The 16,662-nt window shown below is 68.0% G+C and carries 16 protein-coding genes and 1 tRNA gene; 16 read left to right on the top strand and 1 reads right to left on the bottom strand.

Annotation, left to right across the window (positions count from 1 at the left end; genetic code table 11):
* Positions 1–20 precede the first annotated feature (20 nt).
* Genes mvaD through IPG50_03340 form a run of 3 tightly spaced genes read left to right on the top strand, consistent with a single transcriptional unit; the run spans position 21 to position 3,274 of the window.
* Positions 21–1,013 carry a diphosphomevalonate decarboxylase gene (gene mvaD / locus IPG50_03350; protein ID MBK6691228.1) on the top strand — a complete coding sequence of 331 codons (993 nt, stop codon included), beginning with the start codon at positions 21–23 and terminating at the stop codon, positions 1,011–1,013.
* Complete coding sequence (locus IPG50_03345; protein MBK6691227.1) at positions 1,010–1,954, top strand: hypothetical protein; 945 nt, start codon at positions 1,010–1,012, stop codon at positions 1,952–1,954. The genes mvaD and IPG50_03345 overlap by 4 nt, the downstream gene beginning before the upstream one ends.
* A 12-nt stretch (positions 1,955–1,966) precedes the next feature.
* Positions 1,967–3,274: a hydroxymethylglutaryl-CoA reductase, degradative gene (locus IPG50_03340; GenBank protein ID MBK6691226.1), complete on the top strand. Its 1,308-nt coding sequence runs from the start codon at positions 1,967–1,969 to the stop codon at positions 3,272–3,274.
* A 12-nt stretch (positions 3,275–3,286) separates the two neighbouring features.
* On the opposite strand, the gene IPG50_03335 is transcribed toward IPG50_03340, so the two are convergent.
* The gene (locus IPG50_03335; GenBank protein ID MBK6691225.1) at positions 3,287–4,354 is read right to left on the bottom strand and encodes an AI-2E family transporter; all 1,068 of its coding nucleotides are present in this window, start codon (positions 4,352–4,354) and stop codon (positions 3,287–3,289) included.
* Between the two features lie 127 nt (positions 4,355–4,481).
* Here IPG50_03335 and IPG50_03330 point away from each other — a divergent pair, with 127 nt between their 5' ends.
* From IPG50_03330 to IPG50_03270, 13 genes are all read left to right on the top strand, one after another.
* A complete protein-coding gene (locus tag IPG50_03330; protein ID MBK6691224.1) occupies positions 4,482–5,561 on the top strand; it encodes a hybrid sensor histidine kinase/response regulator in 1,080 nt (359 codons plus the stop codon).
* A 60-nt stretch (positions 5,562–5,621) separates the two neighbouring features.
* Positions 5,622–5,703 (top strand) — tRNA-Leu (locus IPG50_03325).
* Positions 5,704–5,865: 162 nt separating this feature from the next.
* Entirely contained in the window at positions 5,866–6,660 is a 795-nt protein-coding gene (locus IPG50_03320) for a Crp/Fnr family transcriptional regulator (GenBank protein ID MBK6691223.1), read from the top strand.
* A 242-nt stretch (positions 6,661–6,902) separates the two neighbouring features.
* Positions 6,903–7,763, top strand: coding sequence for a tetratricopeptide repeat protein (locus IPG50_03315; GenBank protein MBK6691222.1), 861 nt, complete (start codon positions 6,903–6,905; stop codon positions 7,761–7,763).
* 68 nt (positions 7,764–7,831) lie between these two features.
* A complete protein-coding gene (locus IPG50_03310) occupies positions 7,832–8,227 on the top strand; it encodes a helix-turn-helix domain-containing protein (protein ID MBK6691221.1) in 396 nt (131 codons plus the stop codon).
* On the top strand, positions 8,224–8,919 hold the full coding sequence (gene recO, locus IPG50_03305) for a DNA repair protein RecO (protein MBK6691220.1): 696 nt from the start codon (positions 8,224–8,226) through the stop codon (positions 8,917–8,919). Before IPG50_03310 ends, recO begins: the two co-directional genes overlap by 4 nt.
* A gap of 27 nt (positions 8,920–8,946) precedes the next feature.
* On the top strand, positions 8,947–9,897 hold the full coding sequence (locus tag IPG50_03300; GenBank protein ID MBK6691219.1) for a carbohydrate kinase: 951 nt from the start codon (positions 8,947–8,949) through the stop codon (positions 9,895–9,897).
* A gap of 31 nt (positions 9,898–9,928) precedes the next feature.
* Positions 9,929–10,291 (top strand): DUF971 domain-containing protein, encoded by a 363-nt coding sequence (locus tag IPG50_03295; protein MBK6691218.1) that lies wholly within the window; start codon positions 9,929–9,931, stop codon positions 10,289–10,291.
* Complete coding sequence (locus tag IPG50_03290; GenBank protein ID MBK6691217.1) at positions 10,288–10,803, top strand: hypothetical protein; 516 nt, start codon at positions 10,288–10,290, stop codon at positions 10,801–10,803. Before IPG50_03295 ends, IPG50_03290 begins: the two co-directional genes overlap by 4 nt.
* Positions 10,743–11,864, top strand: a complete 1,122-nt coding sequence (locus IPG50_03285; protein MBK6691216.1) for an oligosaccharide flippase family protein — start codon at positions 10,743–10,745, stop codon at positions 11,862–11,864. Before IPG50_03290 ends, IPG50_03285 begins: the two co-directional genes overlap by 61 nt.
* A 33-nt stretch (positions 11,865–11,897) precedes the next feature.
* Positions 11,898–12,536, top strand: a complete 639-nt coding sequence (gene ysxC / locus IPG50_03280) for a ribosome biogenesis GTP-binding protein YsxC (protein ID MBK6691215.1) — start codon at positions 11,898–11,900, stop codon at positions 12,534–12,536.
* Between the two features lie 240 nt (positions 12,537–12,776).
* Entirely contained in the window at positions 12,777–14,366 is a 1,590-nt protein-coding gene (locus tag IPG50_03275) for an MHS family MFS transporter (protein MBK6691214.1), read from the top strand.
* An 89-nt stretch (positions 14,367–14,455) separates the two neighbouring features.
* The gene (locus IPG50_03270; GenBank protein MBK6691213.1) at positions 14,456–16,654 is read left to right on the top strand and encodes a HAMP domain-containing protein; all 2,199 of its coding nucleotides are present in this window, start codon (positions 14,456–14,458) and stop codon (positions 16,652–16,654) included.
* The last annotated feature ends 8 nt before the right edge of the window (positions 16,655–16,662 follow it).

Raw genomic sequence — 16,662 nt, 5'->3', positions numbered from 1 at the left:
ACAGCCGAGGAGCTTGGCCTATGAGCCGCGAAGCCGTCGCCGTCGCGCACCCCAACATCGCCCTCTCGAAGTATTGGGGAAAGCGGGACGTTCCCGGAAATTTTCCCGCGGTGCCGAGCCTCTCGCTCACGTTGCGCGGCTTGTCGACGCGCACGCGCGTCGTCTTCGATGAGCGCCTCGCCGCCGATGAACTGCTCCTCAACGGGCACGCGACCGATGGCGAGCCGCTGACACGTGTGACGGGGCTCTTGGACCGGGTGCGCAGCGCCGCTGGCCTCGCGGCTCGGGCTCGCGTCGAGTCGACGAACGATTTCCCCACCGCGAGCGGGCTCGCCTCGAGCGCGTCGGGCTTCGCCGCGCTGGCGCTCGCCGGGGCGAGCGCCGCCGGGCTCGCCTGGGATTTGTCGCTCGTCAGCGATCTCGCTCGACGCAGTTCGGCGAGCGCCGCGCGAAGCCTCTACGGCGGGCTCGTGGAGCTGCCGGCGGGAACGGCGCCGCTCGCGGAGGCGACGATTCTGTCGGCGCGCCCCGTGGCGCCGCCGGAGGCGCTCGATTGGCGTGTCGTGGTCTGTGTCACCTCAGAGGGGCAAAAGGCCCACGGCTCGACCGACGCCATGCGAGCCACTGCGCTCAAGAGCCGGCTCTACGGAGCGTGGCTCGCGCTCGCGCCGGAGCTCCACACGTCGTTGCTCGCGGCGCTGCGGCGCGGCGATTTTGCCGCCGCCGGCGAGCTCGCCGAGGAGAGCGCATTGGCCATGCATGGCTGCGCGCTCGCGGCGGGCTTCGCGTATTTTCAAGACTCAACGACGCGCGCCATCGAGGCTGTCCGAGCTCTCCGACGCGATGGCATGCCGATCTTCTTTACCGTCGACGCGGGACCCCACGTAAAGGCCTTCGTGATGTCGCGTCACGCGGCGCGAGCGGCGGACGCACTTGGGGCGGTGCCCGGTGTGCTTCGAACCATCACCTGCGAGCCGGGCCACGGTGCGCGACTCGAGGGACGGAGCCCATGAAGGCGCGAGCGCCTGGCAAGCTCGTCTTGACGGGGGCCTACGCGGTCCTTGAAGGGGCGCCGGCGATCGTGGCCGCCGTGGATCGCTACGCCGTGGCCGATGGGGCGCGGTCGACGGACGCGCCGACGCACGAGGTCCGCGCGGCGATGGCGGGCCCGTGGCCCGAATGTGACGTATCGGCCCTTCAGCACGACGGGAACAAGCTCGGGCTGGGCTCGAGCGCTGCGGCGCTCGTCGCGACGCTAGGCGCCGCTCACTTGGCCCGCGAGCGCGGCGCCGATCTGCACGACGGCGCCGTGCGTGCCAGCATCTTCAGCGACGCGCGCCGTGCGCACGCGGCGGCACAAAATGGCGGCAGCGGCGTCGATGTCGCCGCGAGCACCTACGGTGGTGTCTTGCGCTACGCGCTCCTTGGGCGCGTCCCTTCGCTCGTGGCGGTAGCCTTGCCCGAGGCGCTCGTGCTCCGCGTGTTCTTCTCCGGCGTGAGCGCCCGCACGAGCGAGCTGCGGCGACGCGTCGACGCGTTTCGCGAGGCGGCCCCCTCTCTCTACGCCGCGCGCATGAGCGAGCTTTCGGCCGCCGCCGGCGAAGGCGCCGCGGCCCTCTCGGGTGGCGGCGCGACGGAAGCGGTCGCCGCCGTGCGCCGATTCGGAGAAGCCCTCGAGGTCTTCGGTGACGCCGCCGATGTGGGCATCGTGCCGCTCGCGTTTAGGCGGCTCGCGACGGCGGCCGCGGGGCAGGGCGCGTGGTTTCACCCAGCCGGCGCGGGCGGCGGCGACGTGGGGGTCTTTTGTGGAACAACGGAGCCAGACGACGCGTTTTTGCGGCTGGCTCAGGAGCTCGGTCTCTCCCCGATTCCGCTCGCAATCGGTGCCCCAGGTCTAACGGCCCACGAAGCGACCCCTCACGAAGGTGTCCCGTTTCGTGGCCAGGTGTCGTAAGGAGGTCGCCATATGGCTCGCACGTCGCGCATTCCCGGCTTCTACAAGGTGACCGTCGCCGAACGGCGCGCGCTCGTCGCCGAGGTCACGGGGACGGAAACCATCGAAATGGAGCGTGCCTTCGACGCCGGTGGCCTCGACGCTGAGACCGCCGACAAGTTCGTCGAGAACGTCCTTGGCACCTACGCGTTGCCCTTCGGCGTGGCCCTGAACGTCCGAGTGAACGGCGCCGACCATGTGGTGCCAATGGTCGTCGAAGAGCCCAGCGTGGTGGCCGCTGCGTCGAACGCCGCGAAGATGGTCCGAGAGGGCGGCGGCTTTGTCGCCGAGGTCGACGCCCCGGTCATGATCAGCCAGATCCAACTGGTCGACGTGCCCGATCCAGACCGCGCGAAGATGCGCATCCTCGCGGCGAGGAGCGAGCTGTTGGCCTTGGCCGATGGCGCCGTCGTCGGGCTCGTGGCGCGTGGCGGTGGCGCGCGCGATCTCGAGGTTCGCATGTTGGGCACCCCGGCCGACCGCATGATCGTCGTCCATGTCCTCGTCGACTGCCGCGACGCGATGGGCGCCAACCTGGTGAACTCGGTGGCCGAGGCCGTTGGCGACCGGTTGGCAGAGCTGGCCGACGCCAAGTTGGGGCTGCGCATTCTCTCCAATCTCTGCGACAAGCGTTGCGTCCGGGTGCGCTGCTCCGTGGAGGAGGACTCGCTCGCCACCGACGACATGAGTGGCGCCGACGTTGCGCTGGGCATCGAGCAGGCGTCGCGCTTCGCGGAGCTAGACCCGTACCGCGCCGCCACGCACAACAAGGGCATCATGAACGGCATCGACGCCGTGGTCATCGCCACCGGCAACGATTGGCGCGCCGTCGAAGCGGGGGCTCACGCCTTCGCAGCCCGCACGGGCAAGTACTTGCCGCTGGCCGTTTGGCGTAGGCAGGGGCGACGCCTCGTGGGCACGCTCGAGCTACCGCTCGCGCTCGGCACCGTTGGGGGCACGCTACGGGTTCATCCCGCGGCGCGCCTCGCGCTTCGCATGGTGCACGTCAGCGGCGCTGGCGAGCTCGCCTGCGTCGCAGCGTCGCTCGGCCTCGCATCCAACCTCGCCGCCCTTCGCGCCCTCGCCACCGATGGCATTCAGCGCGGCCATATGGCCCTTCACGCGCGCTCCGTCGCGCTCGCCGCCGGCGCCGAGGGCAGCCTCGTCGAACGCGTTGCGAGCATGATCGTGGAGGCGCGGGACATCACCCTCGAGGCTGCCAAGAAGGCCGTCGAGCTCTTGTCGTCGAAGGGCGACGGCGCACGGGTCGTCGAAGACTGAGACGCCAGGGCCCTAGCTATCAGCGTTCGAGGCCGGGCGCGGCATCGGCTCCGCGGCGTCGTCTTGCCGTTCGCGCAAGACAACGAGCGCCTCTTTGGCCAAGCGCACCACGAGCGGGCCGAGGATGAGGCCCCAACCTCCGAAAACGGCGAACCCGCCGAGCATCGCCAAGAGAAGCACGAAGGCCGAGAGCTGCAGGTTTCCCCGCCGCGCGAGCACGGGCCGCAGCACGTTGTCGATGGTGCCCACGATGACCGCCGCAATGACGAGCAAGATGATGGCTTCTTTGGTCCGGCCCGCTAGAAACAGCCCTGCGGTGACGGGCAGCCAAATGAGCGCCGTGCCGGCGGGCAAGAAGGCGGCGAGGAACGTGAGAAAGCCAAGCACGAGGGCGCGCGGGACACCGAGCGCGAAGTAGGTGACCGCGCAAATCATCGCCTGAACGAGCGCCGTCAGGATGACGCCGAACAGAAGGCCGCGGCCCGTCTCCTCAAAGGCGCTCGAAAGCCGCGTCATGACGCGCTCCTCGAAGGGGACGTGGCGGCGCGCCCAATCGTAGAGCTCTTGACCGTCGACCAAGAACACGTACGCCGCATAGAAAAAGACCGCGAAGGCCACGACGACGTTCGCGGCGGCGCCGGCGATGCCTGACGCGACGCGAAGCGCTTGGGCGCCGTGCTCGCGGACCAAGGTCAGGATCTGTTCGGGTGATGTCGGAAGGCTCGATGCGCCGGGGCGCTCTCCGCCCGACGCGAGCGCGACGAGCGCGTCCTTCGCACCCTGGGAGCGCACAAGGCTCTCGCCCAGCTCGAGGGCGCCGCGGAGGAGGGATACGGTCGCGAGCGAGAGCGGGAGAAAGATCCCCATGCCGAGGACGACGAGAATCGCGCCAGCGGCCCGCTCGCGGCCGCCGGTCCGTTGCGTCAGCTTCTGGAAGACGGGACGCGCGAGAATGGCGAGCCACGCGGCCAACACGAGCGGGGCCCAAAACGGTACCAGCGTGGCGAGCGCACCGGCGCAGAGCACCAGCGTGAACCAGCGCAGCGTCTTGGCTTCGTCTTTCGGGCCGAGCAAGGCCATCGGTGCGCGCGAGCATACAGGGCATCGGCGGCCTTCGAGGTGCATTCCGCGCGGCCGGCGCGCCTCGTGCCGGGCCTCGCATCGGAGGGAGTGACCGCGCGCGCGCCTTCGAGTACCTTCGGGCGCCGTGCCTCCGCACACTACGACCGAGCCGCCGCGGGTCGAATCGCCCGACGCCGATCCGCATCGCGATGCGCGCGGCGCCCTGCATGACGTCTCCAATGCGTTGACGGTCATGCTCGGCTGGGTGAGCGAGGCACGCTCACCCGATGCGTCGCCGGAATCCATTGCCTACGCGCTGCGCATCATCGAGCACAGGGCGCGTGACGCGCGCGACCTTGCGCGCCGGGCCATCGGCGCGGAGGTGCCCACCGGCGAGCAGTCGGACCAACTCGACGGAGTCCTCAAGGACACCATTGATTCGCTCGCCGTGGAGGCGACGCGGTCCGGCGTGCGCCTCTCGCTCGATGCGCGAACCGGTCTTCGCATTCGCTTTGCCGGCGACCTCTCGCAGGTCGTCCTCAACATCGTCCTAAACGCCATGGCTCACGCGCCGCGGGGCACCGACGTCGTGGTGATGGCGTCGAAAGGCGAGGAGGAGGGGCAGGTGAACGTCGACATCGAAGACCGCGGCCCGGGCGTTCCGGCGCCTCGCCGCGACTCGATTTTCGAGGGCGACTCGAAGCGCAAAGGGGGAGCCGGCGTCGGCTTGCCCCACGCGCGTGCGCTGGCACGCGCGGCCGGTGGCAACGTGGAGCTGGTCCCGTCGGTCGCTGGGGCGTGTTTCCGCGTGACCTGGGCGACGCGCGACGGCGCCGCCAACGTTCCCCGTTCGACGGCGCGGGAGCTGGTCCTCCAGGGCCTTGGCGTCCTGGTCATCGAGGACGACGCAGACGTCATCGCCCTCCTCGAGACGGCGCTTTCGGCCCGCGGCGCCGAGCTCTCGGTCGCGCGCTCAAGGGCTCAAATGGACGAGCGTCTCACGGCGAGGCGGATTGACGCGGTCCTGATGGACCTCTCTCCCATCGAAGAGGACATCGCCGGCGCGCTCGCGACGCTTCGGCGAGAGGCCCCCGACGCGACGCTCATTCTGATCACCGGTGCAGCGACCCCCTCGATCCCTGACGGGATCGCAGGCATTCGCCTCGTGCGAAAGCCCTTCGAGGTCTCCGAAATCGTCAAGGTCCTGCTCGACCGGGACGACTAACGCACGCGAAGCACTTGACGTCGGCGCCGTTGCTCTTTAGAAGCTTGGCCCTAATTCCAAGCGAAGGTGGCGGAATTGGCAGACGCACTAGCTTGAGGTGCTAGCGGGTAACACCGTAGGGGTTCAAGTCCCCTCCTTCGCACGAATCTGGCCCTTGCCCGGGCCCACCGATCCGCGAGGCTTCGCCTCGCGGGGCGGCCGTCGCGCCCGTCCGGGGCGGGGTCGGGGTCTAGCCGCTCCGCTCCTAGCCACCGGCTTTACGTCAACGTGGTACGGGCCGCGGTCGGCGCGGTACCATCCCGACGTGGCGAAGAAGAAGAGCAGCAGAGACTCGAGCCGCGCGTCGGCGCCCGAGACGGTGTCGTCGGCCGAAGCGCAGGCGGCACAGGGCGCCACGAAGGGAGCGACTTCGGCTTCCGTCGAGCCGCCGGATTCGACGAACTTAGCTCCCGCTGAGCAAGACCGGCTCATCGCCCGATTTGGGCGCAAGGTGAAAGCCGGCGAGGCGATCTTTCGCGAGGGCGAGCCCGGCAAGGAGGCCTTTCTCCTCCAGGACGGTCGGGTGCGAATCCTCAAGCGTGTTCGCCTCGTGGATCGAAGCCTGCACCTGGTTCGCCCTGGCGATCTCTTCGGCGAAGCGGCACTCCTTGAGGCCGGGCCTCGCAACGCCACCGCCGTCGCCCTGGTCGATGGCGTCGTGCTGGCCCTCGACCCCGCCACGCTTCGTTCCCTCGTCGAGCACTACCCCGCCATAGCCCTGCGCATCGTCGAGCAGCTCGTCCGCCGCCTCCGGGAGGCGGAAGAGCAGATCGAGGTCGTGCTCCTGCGTGACAGTCAATTCAAGGTGGCCACGGCGCTGCTTCGCCTTGCGCGTCGCTCGACGGGCAGCGCCGAGGTCGCCGTGTCGCCGGTGGAGCTTTCGAGCCGCGTTGGCCTCGATGTCGACACGGTGCGTCGGAACGTCCAGCGCCTGCGCGAACAAGAGTACGTGCGCATCGTCGGCGAGCGGGTCGAGATTCCCGACGTGGAGGCCCTCCGGAAGCTGGTCCAGCTCCTCGGAACGAAAGACGAGCTCGTCGGCGATCCCGGCGCGCGCTGACGTCCTGTCCGGCACGGGCGCGGCAAAAATACGGGGCCAAGCTGCAGGTCGGTGCGCCCTTGATGGAATGAATGACATTCCGAAAACGCTTCTGATGTCAGTGCATTGCTGCGTATTGCTGATGTGGAACTACACGATTGACGCGGGGTCCGATTGTCGATTATTCCAATCGCCCTGATGGTTTGGCGGCCAGCCGTTCGACTGGTTTCTTGTGTCCGCTAGCACCGTTCGCCCACGCCCCAATGCTCCTGACCTTCAAGCACGTCGCGCTCCTCTTCGCGGCAGCCGCACTGGGCTGCTCGCCGAAGGCCGGCAGCGGTGGAGCGGGAGCGCAGAGCCCGGAGCGGCAGGCGGAGGCCGAGTACGACGTGGCTCGCGACCTCTTCTTCAATCGCCGTGAGCCCCGCCAGGCGCTCGACCACGCGCTCAAGGCCGTGGAGCTCGACGACGAGAACCCGCGCGTCCTCTACTTCGTGTCGAACATCTATCTCTCGTTCTGCTCCACCGACGCCGGCTTCACGTCCCCGGACTGCCGCCTCGCAGACGCGGAATCCTTTGCGCGCCGCGCCATCAAGGCGGAAGGGAGCTTCCGCGACGCAAAGAACCTCCTGGCGGTCATCTTGACGCATCAAGGAAAATTTCCTGAGGCCATCGCTCTCCTCGAGCCATTGACGCGCGATCCGGCCTACTCGGCGAGCCACCTGGCGTGGGGCAACCTCGGCTGGGCCGAGCTCCAAGCGGGCCACGTCGACGCCGCCATCGCAGCGCTCAAGAACGCCGTCACGCAACCGAAGTTCTGCGTCGGCTTCTACCGGTTGGGGATGGCCTTCGAAAAGAAGGGCGACCTGAATCGCGCGGAGGAGAACCTCTCGAGCGCCCTCAGCGTCGACGCGGAGGAGTGCAAGACGCTCCAAGCTGCGTGGGAGGCCCGAGGCCGCGTGCGCCAGTCACTCGGGCGCGCCGCCGACGCACGTGCAGATTTCGATCGCTGCCGGGAGCTTGCTCCGGGGACGAAAGAGGGCAAGCAGTGCGCGAAAGCGCTGGCTCAATTGGGGACGGGGCAGCTCGGGGCAGGGGGCGTGAAGTCGCCCCCGGTGCCGTGAACTTCGGAGGAAACGTGACGACGGAGTCGATCGGCGAATTTCTGAAGCAACGTCGCGCCGCCAAGCGAATGAGCCTGGCCGAGGTGGCACGCGTCACGCGCATTCCCGTGCAAACCCTGATGTCCATCGAGGGAGACCGCTTCGACGAAATGCCCGGCGAGGTCTTCGTTCGCGGCTTCCTCCGCTCTTACGCCCGCGCCGTGGGCGTCGTGCCCGAAGAGATCCTCGCGCGCTATTCGGCGAGTCGCCGGGTGGCCGTCGTAACGCCGCTACCGGTCGCGGCTCCCGTTCGTGTCGAGAAGAGCCGACGCTTTGGCGTGGCCATCGCGTTTGTGCTGCTCCTCATTCTCTTTACGCTCGCGCTCTCGTTCGTCCTCAAGCCGCGAGGCCACGATCTTCCCGCGGAGCTCTCGCTCTCAACGGAAGGTCTCTCAGGCCCCACCGCTTTCTCGACGTTCGGGTGAGGCGCATCCAGGATGCGGCGCTCCTGCTTCGATCGTCGCCCTTCGGCGAAAGCGACGCGGTCGTCACCTTCCTGACGCAAGACTCAGGCAAGCTGTCGGCCGTCGCGCGCGGCGCCCGAAAGAACTCCAAGCGCTTCGGCGGCGCTCTGGAATCGCTCCACACGCTGCGCGTTGAGCTTGAGGATCGCGGCAAGGAGCTCTTGACGCTTAAGGAAGCGTCGGTCGTCGAGCTCCGCTTGGCGCTTCAGCAGAACCTGGAAGGCATCGAAGCGGTCGGCGTCGCCCTTCGGTGGGCCCGCGCCTTGTGCCCGCCCCGAACCCCCGAACGCGACGCCTTCGACGCCCTCACGGGACTCATCGCCTCGGTCGACGCGGGGGCGGCGCCGCGCACCGAGCTCGCGCGCGTCGGCCTGCGCCTGCTGGTCTCCACGGGCTTCGCCTTGGAGCTCGAGCAATGCGTCCGCTGCGGACGCAAGTGCCCGGACGGTCGGCCCGCCGCCATCGACGTCGCCCAGGGAGGGCTCGTGTGCAGCGCCTGCGGGGGCGCGCGGGTCGTGATCCCCGCGGCGCTACGCCGCAACGCCATGGCGATCTTGCGTGGCGACGACCTTCCGCTTTCGCCGGTTGACGCGGAGGACTTGGTTCGGCTCGTCGAGCTGGCGCTGGCGGCCCACGGAGGCATCGAATCATGAGCGAGTCATGAGAAGGTCCTGAGCTTCATGAAACAGCGCAAGGATTTGCTGGCCTTTGGCGAGGTCCTTTGGGACATCTTTGAAGTAGGCCCCGATGTGTTCCATCGAGAGGTCGGCGGCGCGCCGGCCAATGTCTGCGTCCACGTCGCGCGTCTGGGCGGGCGTTCGGCCGTCTTCGGCGCCGTGGGCCGGGACGCCTTTGGCGAAGCTCTAAGAGGGCGCCTCGCGCAGGAGTCCGTTGACTGCGGCGGGCTCGTTTTCCGCCGAGAGCGAACGGGCATCGCCTTCGTTTTGCGGACGAAGGACGGGCAACCACGGTTTCTCTTCTACCGGGCATCGACCGCTGACATGGCCTACGAGGTGTCGAATCTCCCCCGGGCCTTGCCCACGGCTGCGTTTGCGCTCGTCGGCTCGAGCACCCTCGTTCGTCCCAAGCTCCGAGCAGCGACCCGGACCTTTGCGAGGGAGGCTCGGAAGTCCGGCGCCAACTTGGTCGTGGACCTCAACGTTCGCGCCCATCTGTGGGAAAGCGCTACCGCGATTCGCGACGCCGTTGGGGGCCTTGTCCGCGGCAGCGCGCTCATCAAAGCGTCCAGCGACGATCTCGAGGGGCTCCGCGTGGGCTCCGAAAAGCGGGCGCTCGCGTGGGTCTCGGAGCGGGCTCCCGGAGCCACGATCCTCGTGACGCGAGGGGCCGCCGACGCGAGCGCCTTCGTCGGCACCGTCGAGGTCACGCGCGTGCGCGGTCCCACGGCACGTTGCGTCGCCGCCACGGGCGCTGGCGCCGCCTTTCTCGCGGGCGTGATTCGCGTTCTGGCGGCCCGTGGGCCAGCGAGCTACCGCGACGCGCGCGCGCTTCGCCACGCCGTCTCGCTCGGCGTCCGCCTCGGTTCCCGGGCGGTCACCCAGGTGGGGGCCATCGCGGCCGACACGCGGCCTCTCGCGGCCGCCGCCGATCGCGCGATTTTCGCTCGCTGACCGAAAGGCGCTATATGCCGATCGGGCGACCATGAGCGACAGCCGCGAAAAGGCCTTGAGGCTCCGCTCCCCGCGGGGCGCGAAGACGACCGAGATCGACTGGGGCGACGGCCACAAGGGCGTCTACCCGCACGAAGTGTTGCGCGGCTATTGCCCGTGCGCCGGCTGCCAGGGCCACTCGGGCACCATCTCGTTCGTGCCCGCCGAGGGCATCGCGCTCGAGCTCGACGACATCGAGAAGGTCGGTTCGTACGCGCTCCGCTTCACGTGGTTCGACGGTCACGCCTCGGGCATCTATTCGTACAAGTACCTTCGGTCGCTGTGCCGGTGCGCCGAGTGTGCGGCGGCCCTCAGCGCCCATGCGCCAGAGAAACAAGCCGAGAAGCAAGGGTGAGCGCGAGCGAAGAGCGCAAGCTCATCAAGCGCGCGAGCATCGTCGGCGCCGGGACGCTCGCCTCACGCATTCTTGGCTTGGGACGCGACATGGCGTTGGCGGCCATGTTCACGCGAAACGAAACCGACGCGTTCTTCGTCGCCTTCACGATACCGAACGCCCTCCGGCAGTTGCTCGGTGAGGGGGCTGTGTCGAGCGCCGTTGTGCCGGTCTTGAGCGGCAAGCTGGCCGCGGAAGGCCAAGAGCCCGCGGCGCGTTTCTTCGCGAAGCTTCGCGGCGTGTCGCTGCTCGCGCTGGCCGTCGTGACGGTGCTCGGTGTGCTGCTCGCGGGGCCTTTGGCGGGGCTCTTCGCCGGCGGCGCGCGGGAGCGGCCCGTCGACTTCGAGCGCACCGTCAATCTCACGCGGCTCGTCTTCCCGTACATCTTCTTCATGGGCACCGCGGCCTCGGGATGGCGGCGCTCCACGCGCAGCGGCGCTTCGCCGTGGCCTCTTTCGCGCCGGGGCTCTTGAACGTCGCGTTCCTCGCGGGAGCGTTCCTCCTCCCCGGGCCCCTCGAACGCGCAGGCCTCGACCGCTCCTACGCGATGGCCATCGCCGCCCTCGTCGGCGGACTTCTGCAAGTGCTTGCGCAATGGCCCGAGCTTCGTCGGACCGGTTACGGGGCTCGGCCTCGCCTCGACTTCTCCGATCCGTCGGTTCGCGAAGTCTTTCGACGCATCACGCCCATGACCTTCGGCATCGGCGTCTACTACGTCGACCTCGTCCTCTCGCGGCGGTTTTTGTCAGAGCTGGGCCCGGGGGCGCAGAGCTACTTCAGCTGGGCCATGCGGCTGTGCGACTTTCCGCTCGGGATCTTCGTCATGGCGCTCTCGACGGCCGCGCTGCCGTCGCTCTCGGCGCTGGCGGCGGAAGGGAAGCGCGAAGAGCTCGTCGCCGCCTTCGCCTACGGCGTCCGCTTGACGCTCTTTGTGGCGCTCCCCGCCAGCGTCCTCTTGGTCTTTCTGGGCGAACCCCTCGTCCGCGCGCTCTTTCAGCGCGGCGAATTCGATTCCACCGCGACCCGCGAGACGGCGCGCGCCTTGCTCTACCAGGGCGGTGCGTTGTGGACGGTGGCGCTGGTGCGCCAACTGGTCGCGGTGCTTCACGCGAGCGGCGACACGCGCGCTCCCGTCGTCGTGAGCGTCGTCGATCTCGTCGTGTTCGTCGCGCTCGCCGTCGCGCTCAAAGGCCCGATGGGGCACGCCGGCGTGAGCGCCGCGGTGGCTGGGTCGAGCGCTGTCCAGATGCTCCTGCTCTTCGTCGCCGTGCGACGTCGCCACGGCACGATGGCTCTCGGGCGCATCGTCCCGTCGGCGGCAAAGACGCTGCTCGCCGCGGGCGGCGCCGTCTTGGCCGTCCGCTTCGCGCTGCCCGCCATCGAGCGCCTCGGTCCCGCGTTCGGCGGCGCGGCCGTCCTATGCGCTTTCGGGGCGATTTTCCTCGCGCTGGCCGCTGCCCTTCGTTCCGGCGAGCTCGACGCGCTCACCTCGGGCGTGCGGCGGCGTCTTGCGAAGAAACCTACGACGGACTGACGAGCCGCACGCGGAACGTGCGAGACTCACGCCGTGGCGACCGAACTCGACGTACGCGTGACGGCCCGATTCCTAGCGGCGGGGGCCGTGGGGACCGATCTGCCGCCAACGGGCAAGCTCGAGATCGCCTTCGCTGGGCGCTCCAACGTGGGGAAATCGAGTCTCCTCAACAGTCTGATGCAGCGCCGCGGCCTGGTCCGCACGAGCAAGACGCCGGGCGCCACCCGCACCGTCAACCTCTTCGAGGCGGTGCTCTTGTCGGGGCCCTCGTTCGTCTTCGCCGATCTTCCCGGCTATGGCTTCGCCGATCGGTCGAAGACGGAGCGCGCGAGCTGGGGAAAAATGCTCGAGACGTACTTCAAGACGCGGGCGGAACTTGCCGGCCTCGTGCTCCTGATCGACGTCCGCCGCGGGCTCGAACCCGACGACCAGGCTCTCATCGATTTCGCGGCGTCACTCGACCGGCCGCTCGCCTCGATCGTCTGCGCCACGAAGCTCGACAAGGTCCCGCTCTCGAAGCGCAAGCCCCTGATGCTCGCGCTGCGCCGCAAGCTGAACCGCCCCGTGATCGGCTACAGCGCGATCAACCACGAGGGGCGGGAAGCGCTCTGGCGTGAGCTCATCGCGATCGCCAACGCGCGCGCGAGCGGTGCCGGCGCCGTCGTCGGTTAGTTGCCGCTGCGCGCCCGGCTGAGCTCGAGCGCAACCCGCGTCGGTAGGTAAGCAAGAGACCTACCAATGTGAACGAGGCACGGGAAAAGAAGTTTTCCGGAGCCTTTGGAGGCGGATAGAGTGCGCGTGCTGTCATGAGGTGGGGAGCGCCTGCGAGCCACCTTGCTTGCGGGCGAACGAGCGGCCGGATTCGTCGTTGAACACTTCGACGATCCAGCGAGAAGAAATCGAGGAGGCCAAATGGCTGCGGTTGCAGGGATGACGACCAACGCGACGACTCGGACGAAAGCGACCGACGAAGCGACGCTCCGGCAAGTGACCTTGGCGTCTTCGCTAGGGACGCTCTTCGAGTGGTACGACTTTTATCTCTACGGCAGCCTCGCGAGCTTCTTCGGCGGCCTGTTCTTTCCCGCCGGCAACGAGACCGCGCAGTTTCTCGCGAGCCTCGCGACCTTCGGCGCCGGCTTCGCCGTTCGTCCCGTCGGCGCCGTGTTCTTCGGTCGCCTCGGCGACGTCGTCGGCAGGAAGTACAGCTTCCTCCTGACCATCATGATCATGGGCGTCTCGACGGCCGCCATCGGCCTCTTGCCGACCTACTCGGACGTCGGCACGCTCGCTCCCGTGCTCCTCGTGAGCATGCGCCTCCTCCAAGGTCTTGCGCTCGGTGGCGAGTACGGCGGCGCCGTCTCGTACGTCGCGGAGTATGCGCCGCCGGATCGCAAGGGCTACTTTACGGGCTACGTCCAGACCACGGCCACGCTCGGCCTCATGCTCTCGCTGCTCGTCATCATGGGGACCCGCGTGTACCTCGGCGAGACCGAGTTCCGCATGTGGGGCTGGCGCCAGCCGTTCTTCCTCTCGTTCGTCCTTCTCGGCGTCTCGGTCTACCTCCGCCTCTCGCTCCGCGAGACGCCGATGTTCCGCGATCTGATGGCCAACGATCAGAAGTCGAAGGGCCCCGTCGGCGAGGCGCTCTTCTCGTGGCGCTACGGCAAGTGGGTGCTCTTGGCGCTCTTCGGCGCAACGGCCGGTCAGGCGGTCATCTGGTACGGCGGCCAGTTCTACGCGCTCTACTTCCTCACGGCGACGCTCAAGGTCGACTACCGCACGGCCTACACGCTGCTCATCATCGCGCTCGCCGCCGGGACGCCATTCTTCGTTGTCTTCGGCAGCCTGTCCGACCGAATCGGCCGCAAGCCCATCATCATGTTGGGGCTCCTGATCGCCGCCATCACCTACATTCCGATCTACAAGGGGCTCACGTCTGCCGCGAACCCCAAACTCGCCAAAGCCATCGACTCGTCGCCGGTCACGCTCATTGAGCCTGCCGCCTGCGAGGCGAAGTGCGAGAAAGCGCGCGAGTTCCTGGTGAAAGCCGGTGTTCCGTTCACCTCCGAACCCGGCGACGACCTCGGCATGAAGGTCGCGGGAGCCGACTCGAAGGGCTTCACGGCGGCCGAGTGGAAGAAGAACCTCAACGCGGCGGGTTATCCCGATGCCGCGAAGCCCGAAGACATCTCGAAGGTCACGGTGGTCCTCTTGCTGTTCGTCTTGGTGATCTTCGTCACCATGGTCTACGGCCCGATCGCCGCCTTCCTGTGCGAGCTGTTCCCAACGAGAATTCGGTACACGGGCCTTTCGGTCCCGTACCACTTCGGTAACGGCTGGTTCGGCGGCTTTACCCCTCTCATCGGTACATCCATCACGGCGTCGACAGGAAACATCTACGCCGGCCTCTATTGGATGATCGGCGTCGCGCTCATGTCGCTGGTCATCGGTGGCCTCCTGCTGCCGGAAACCAAAGACCGGGCCCTCGACTCGGATATCTGAGTCGATACTGTACGGATTGACAGACCTGGGCGAATTCGAGACCCTGCGCCGCGAGTGAAGCTGCAAGGGACGGGTGGGGAGGAGTGACGATGGCGTCGTCGAAGAACAATCTCAGCTTCGGTACCCAAGGGTTGGGCTTTCAGCTGCTTGGCTTGACCATCGGCACGGCCGCAATTCTCGGCATCCTCCTTACCGCGCAGGGGTACTTCGCTGCGGCCACGGCCCTCCGCGGTCAAGCGGCCGCGGCGCTTCTGGCCGGCGGTCGCGGCACCGCCGACGGCATCGATCGTTGGAACGAGTCGCGTGGACGCGACCTTCGCTCCCTCGCCTCGGCGCGCGTCTTCGGCCGCATCCTCGAAGCGGGCATCGACAAGGCGAAGAAGGAAGACGTCGACCTCGCCTCAGAGCTCATGAAGTCGGTGGCGAGTTCGTCGCCCGAGATCGAGTCCATCGGCATCATGGACCAAGGCGGCAAGTTCATCCTTGCCACGGACGCGCCGACGCTCGGCACGGTCATCCCGCAGCGCGACTATTTCAAGGCCGCGATGGAGGGGAAGGACTTCACCAGCGGCGTGACGATCTCCGTCGTCACGAAGACCGCTGCGCTCTTTCACTCGACGCCGATCAAGTCGCCGAGCGGACAGGTCCTGGGCGTCTTGCGCTCACGCGCCAGCATCGACGCCGTCACCAAGCTGGTTCAAGCCGACAAGAACCGCGTCGCGCAGGGCGCGCAGGGCATCCTCATCGACCAGGAGTCCCTCGTCGTCTCCTCGTCGCTCGACCCGCTGGCGCAGCTCAAGCCCGTCGTCGACCTGCCGCCGGACCTGAAGCAGAAGATGATCGACGGCAAGCGCTGGGGCCCGAACAAGCCCCCGGAGTCGATGAACGACGCCGCGCTTCAGAAGCTCGCGCAATCGAAGGAGCCCACGTCCGGCATGTGGTCGGCCGGCGGCACAGACTATCAGGCTGCCGCGACGCCGCTCCACACGCTCAAGTGGACCTACGTGGCCGGCCTCCCGGTCAACTCCGTCAGCGCCGGCTTGAGTTCATTCTTGAAGACGGTCGGTTTGGCGGCGACGTTCTTGATCGTCGGAGCGGCGATCCTGTTTGTCGGCGCGCTGCGCCAGCTCGTGGTTCGTCCTCTGCAGAACATCGTCGAGACGATGCAGCGCGTCGCGTCGAGCGACTACGGCGCTCGTTGCGAGGTCTTCGCGGACGATGAAATGGGCGTCGTGGCGACGCAGATCAACGAGACGCTCGACAACGTGCTCCGGCTCGTTCAGTCGGACGAAGAGCGCGTCTCGCTGCAGCGCAACGTGCAGCAGGTGCTCGAGGTCGTCTCCATGGCCTCCGACGGCGACTTCAGCAAGAAGGTGCCCGTCACGGCCGACGTCCTCGGCAACGTGGCTGACGCCTTGAACCTGATGTTCGAGAACATCGCCCAGATCATCGGCAAGATCCGCGACGGCGCGAGCCGCGTGAACGGAGCCGCTGGCGAGATCCAGTCGGGTTCGTCGGCGCTCGCCGCCGAATCGCAGAAGCAGGTTCAAGACCTCGCGCGAGCGACGAGCGCGGTTCAGCAAATGGCGGTCCGCATCAACGAGGTGGCTGACAGCGCGGCTCAAACGGCGCAAGCCGCCGACACGTCACGTGAGCGAGCGATGGCCGGACGCGAGCAGGTGCGTCAGGTCATCGACGGCATGGAAGGGATGCGGTCGTCGGTCGTCAAGACGCTGCACCAGATCAAGGGTCTCGGCGACCGTTCGCTCGAGATCTCGAAGATCGTCGACACGATCACGCAGATCGCTGGCCAGACGGACCTCTTGGCTCTGAACGCGGCCATCGAAGCAGCGCGAGCCGGCGAGCAAGGTCGCGGCTTCGCGGTCGTCGCCGAAGAAGTCCGCCGCCTCGCCGAGCGCAGCTCAGAGGCCGCGAAGGAGATCTCGGACCTCGTTGGAGCGATCCAGCAGCAGACGACGGAGTCGGTTCGCGCGATGGACGACACGGCGGCCGGCGTGGAGCGGCAAGTGAAGGCCGCCTACTCCGCCGGCGCGACGCTCGAGGCGATCGCCGAGCTTTCGCAGCGCGCCGCCGAGCTCATCGCGAGCATCAACAAGGTGGCGCAGCAGCAGGTCTCCAGCGCCGACGAGGTCGTCCAGAGCGTCGACGCGGCCACGGAAATCTCCCGCCGCGCCGCCGTCAACATCGAGCAGACCCGGTCGACCACCGAGAGCTTGGTGCGCCTCGCAGACGAGCTCAACGGAGCCGTCCAGCAATTCACTGTCTGAGACTGTCG

It is taken from the genome of Myxococcales bacterium (assembly GCA_016703425.1).
Lineage (GTDB): Bacteria > Myxococcota_A > Polyangia > Polyangiales > Polyangiaceae > JADJCA01.
This window is presented reverse-complemented; position numbering and strand designations above follow the sequence as displayed.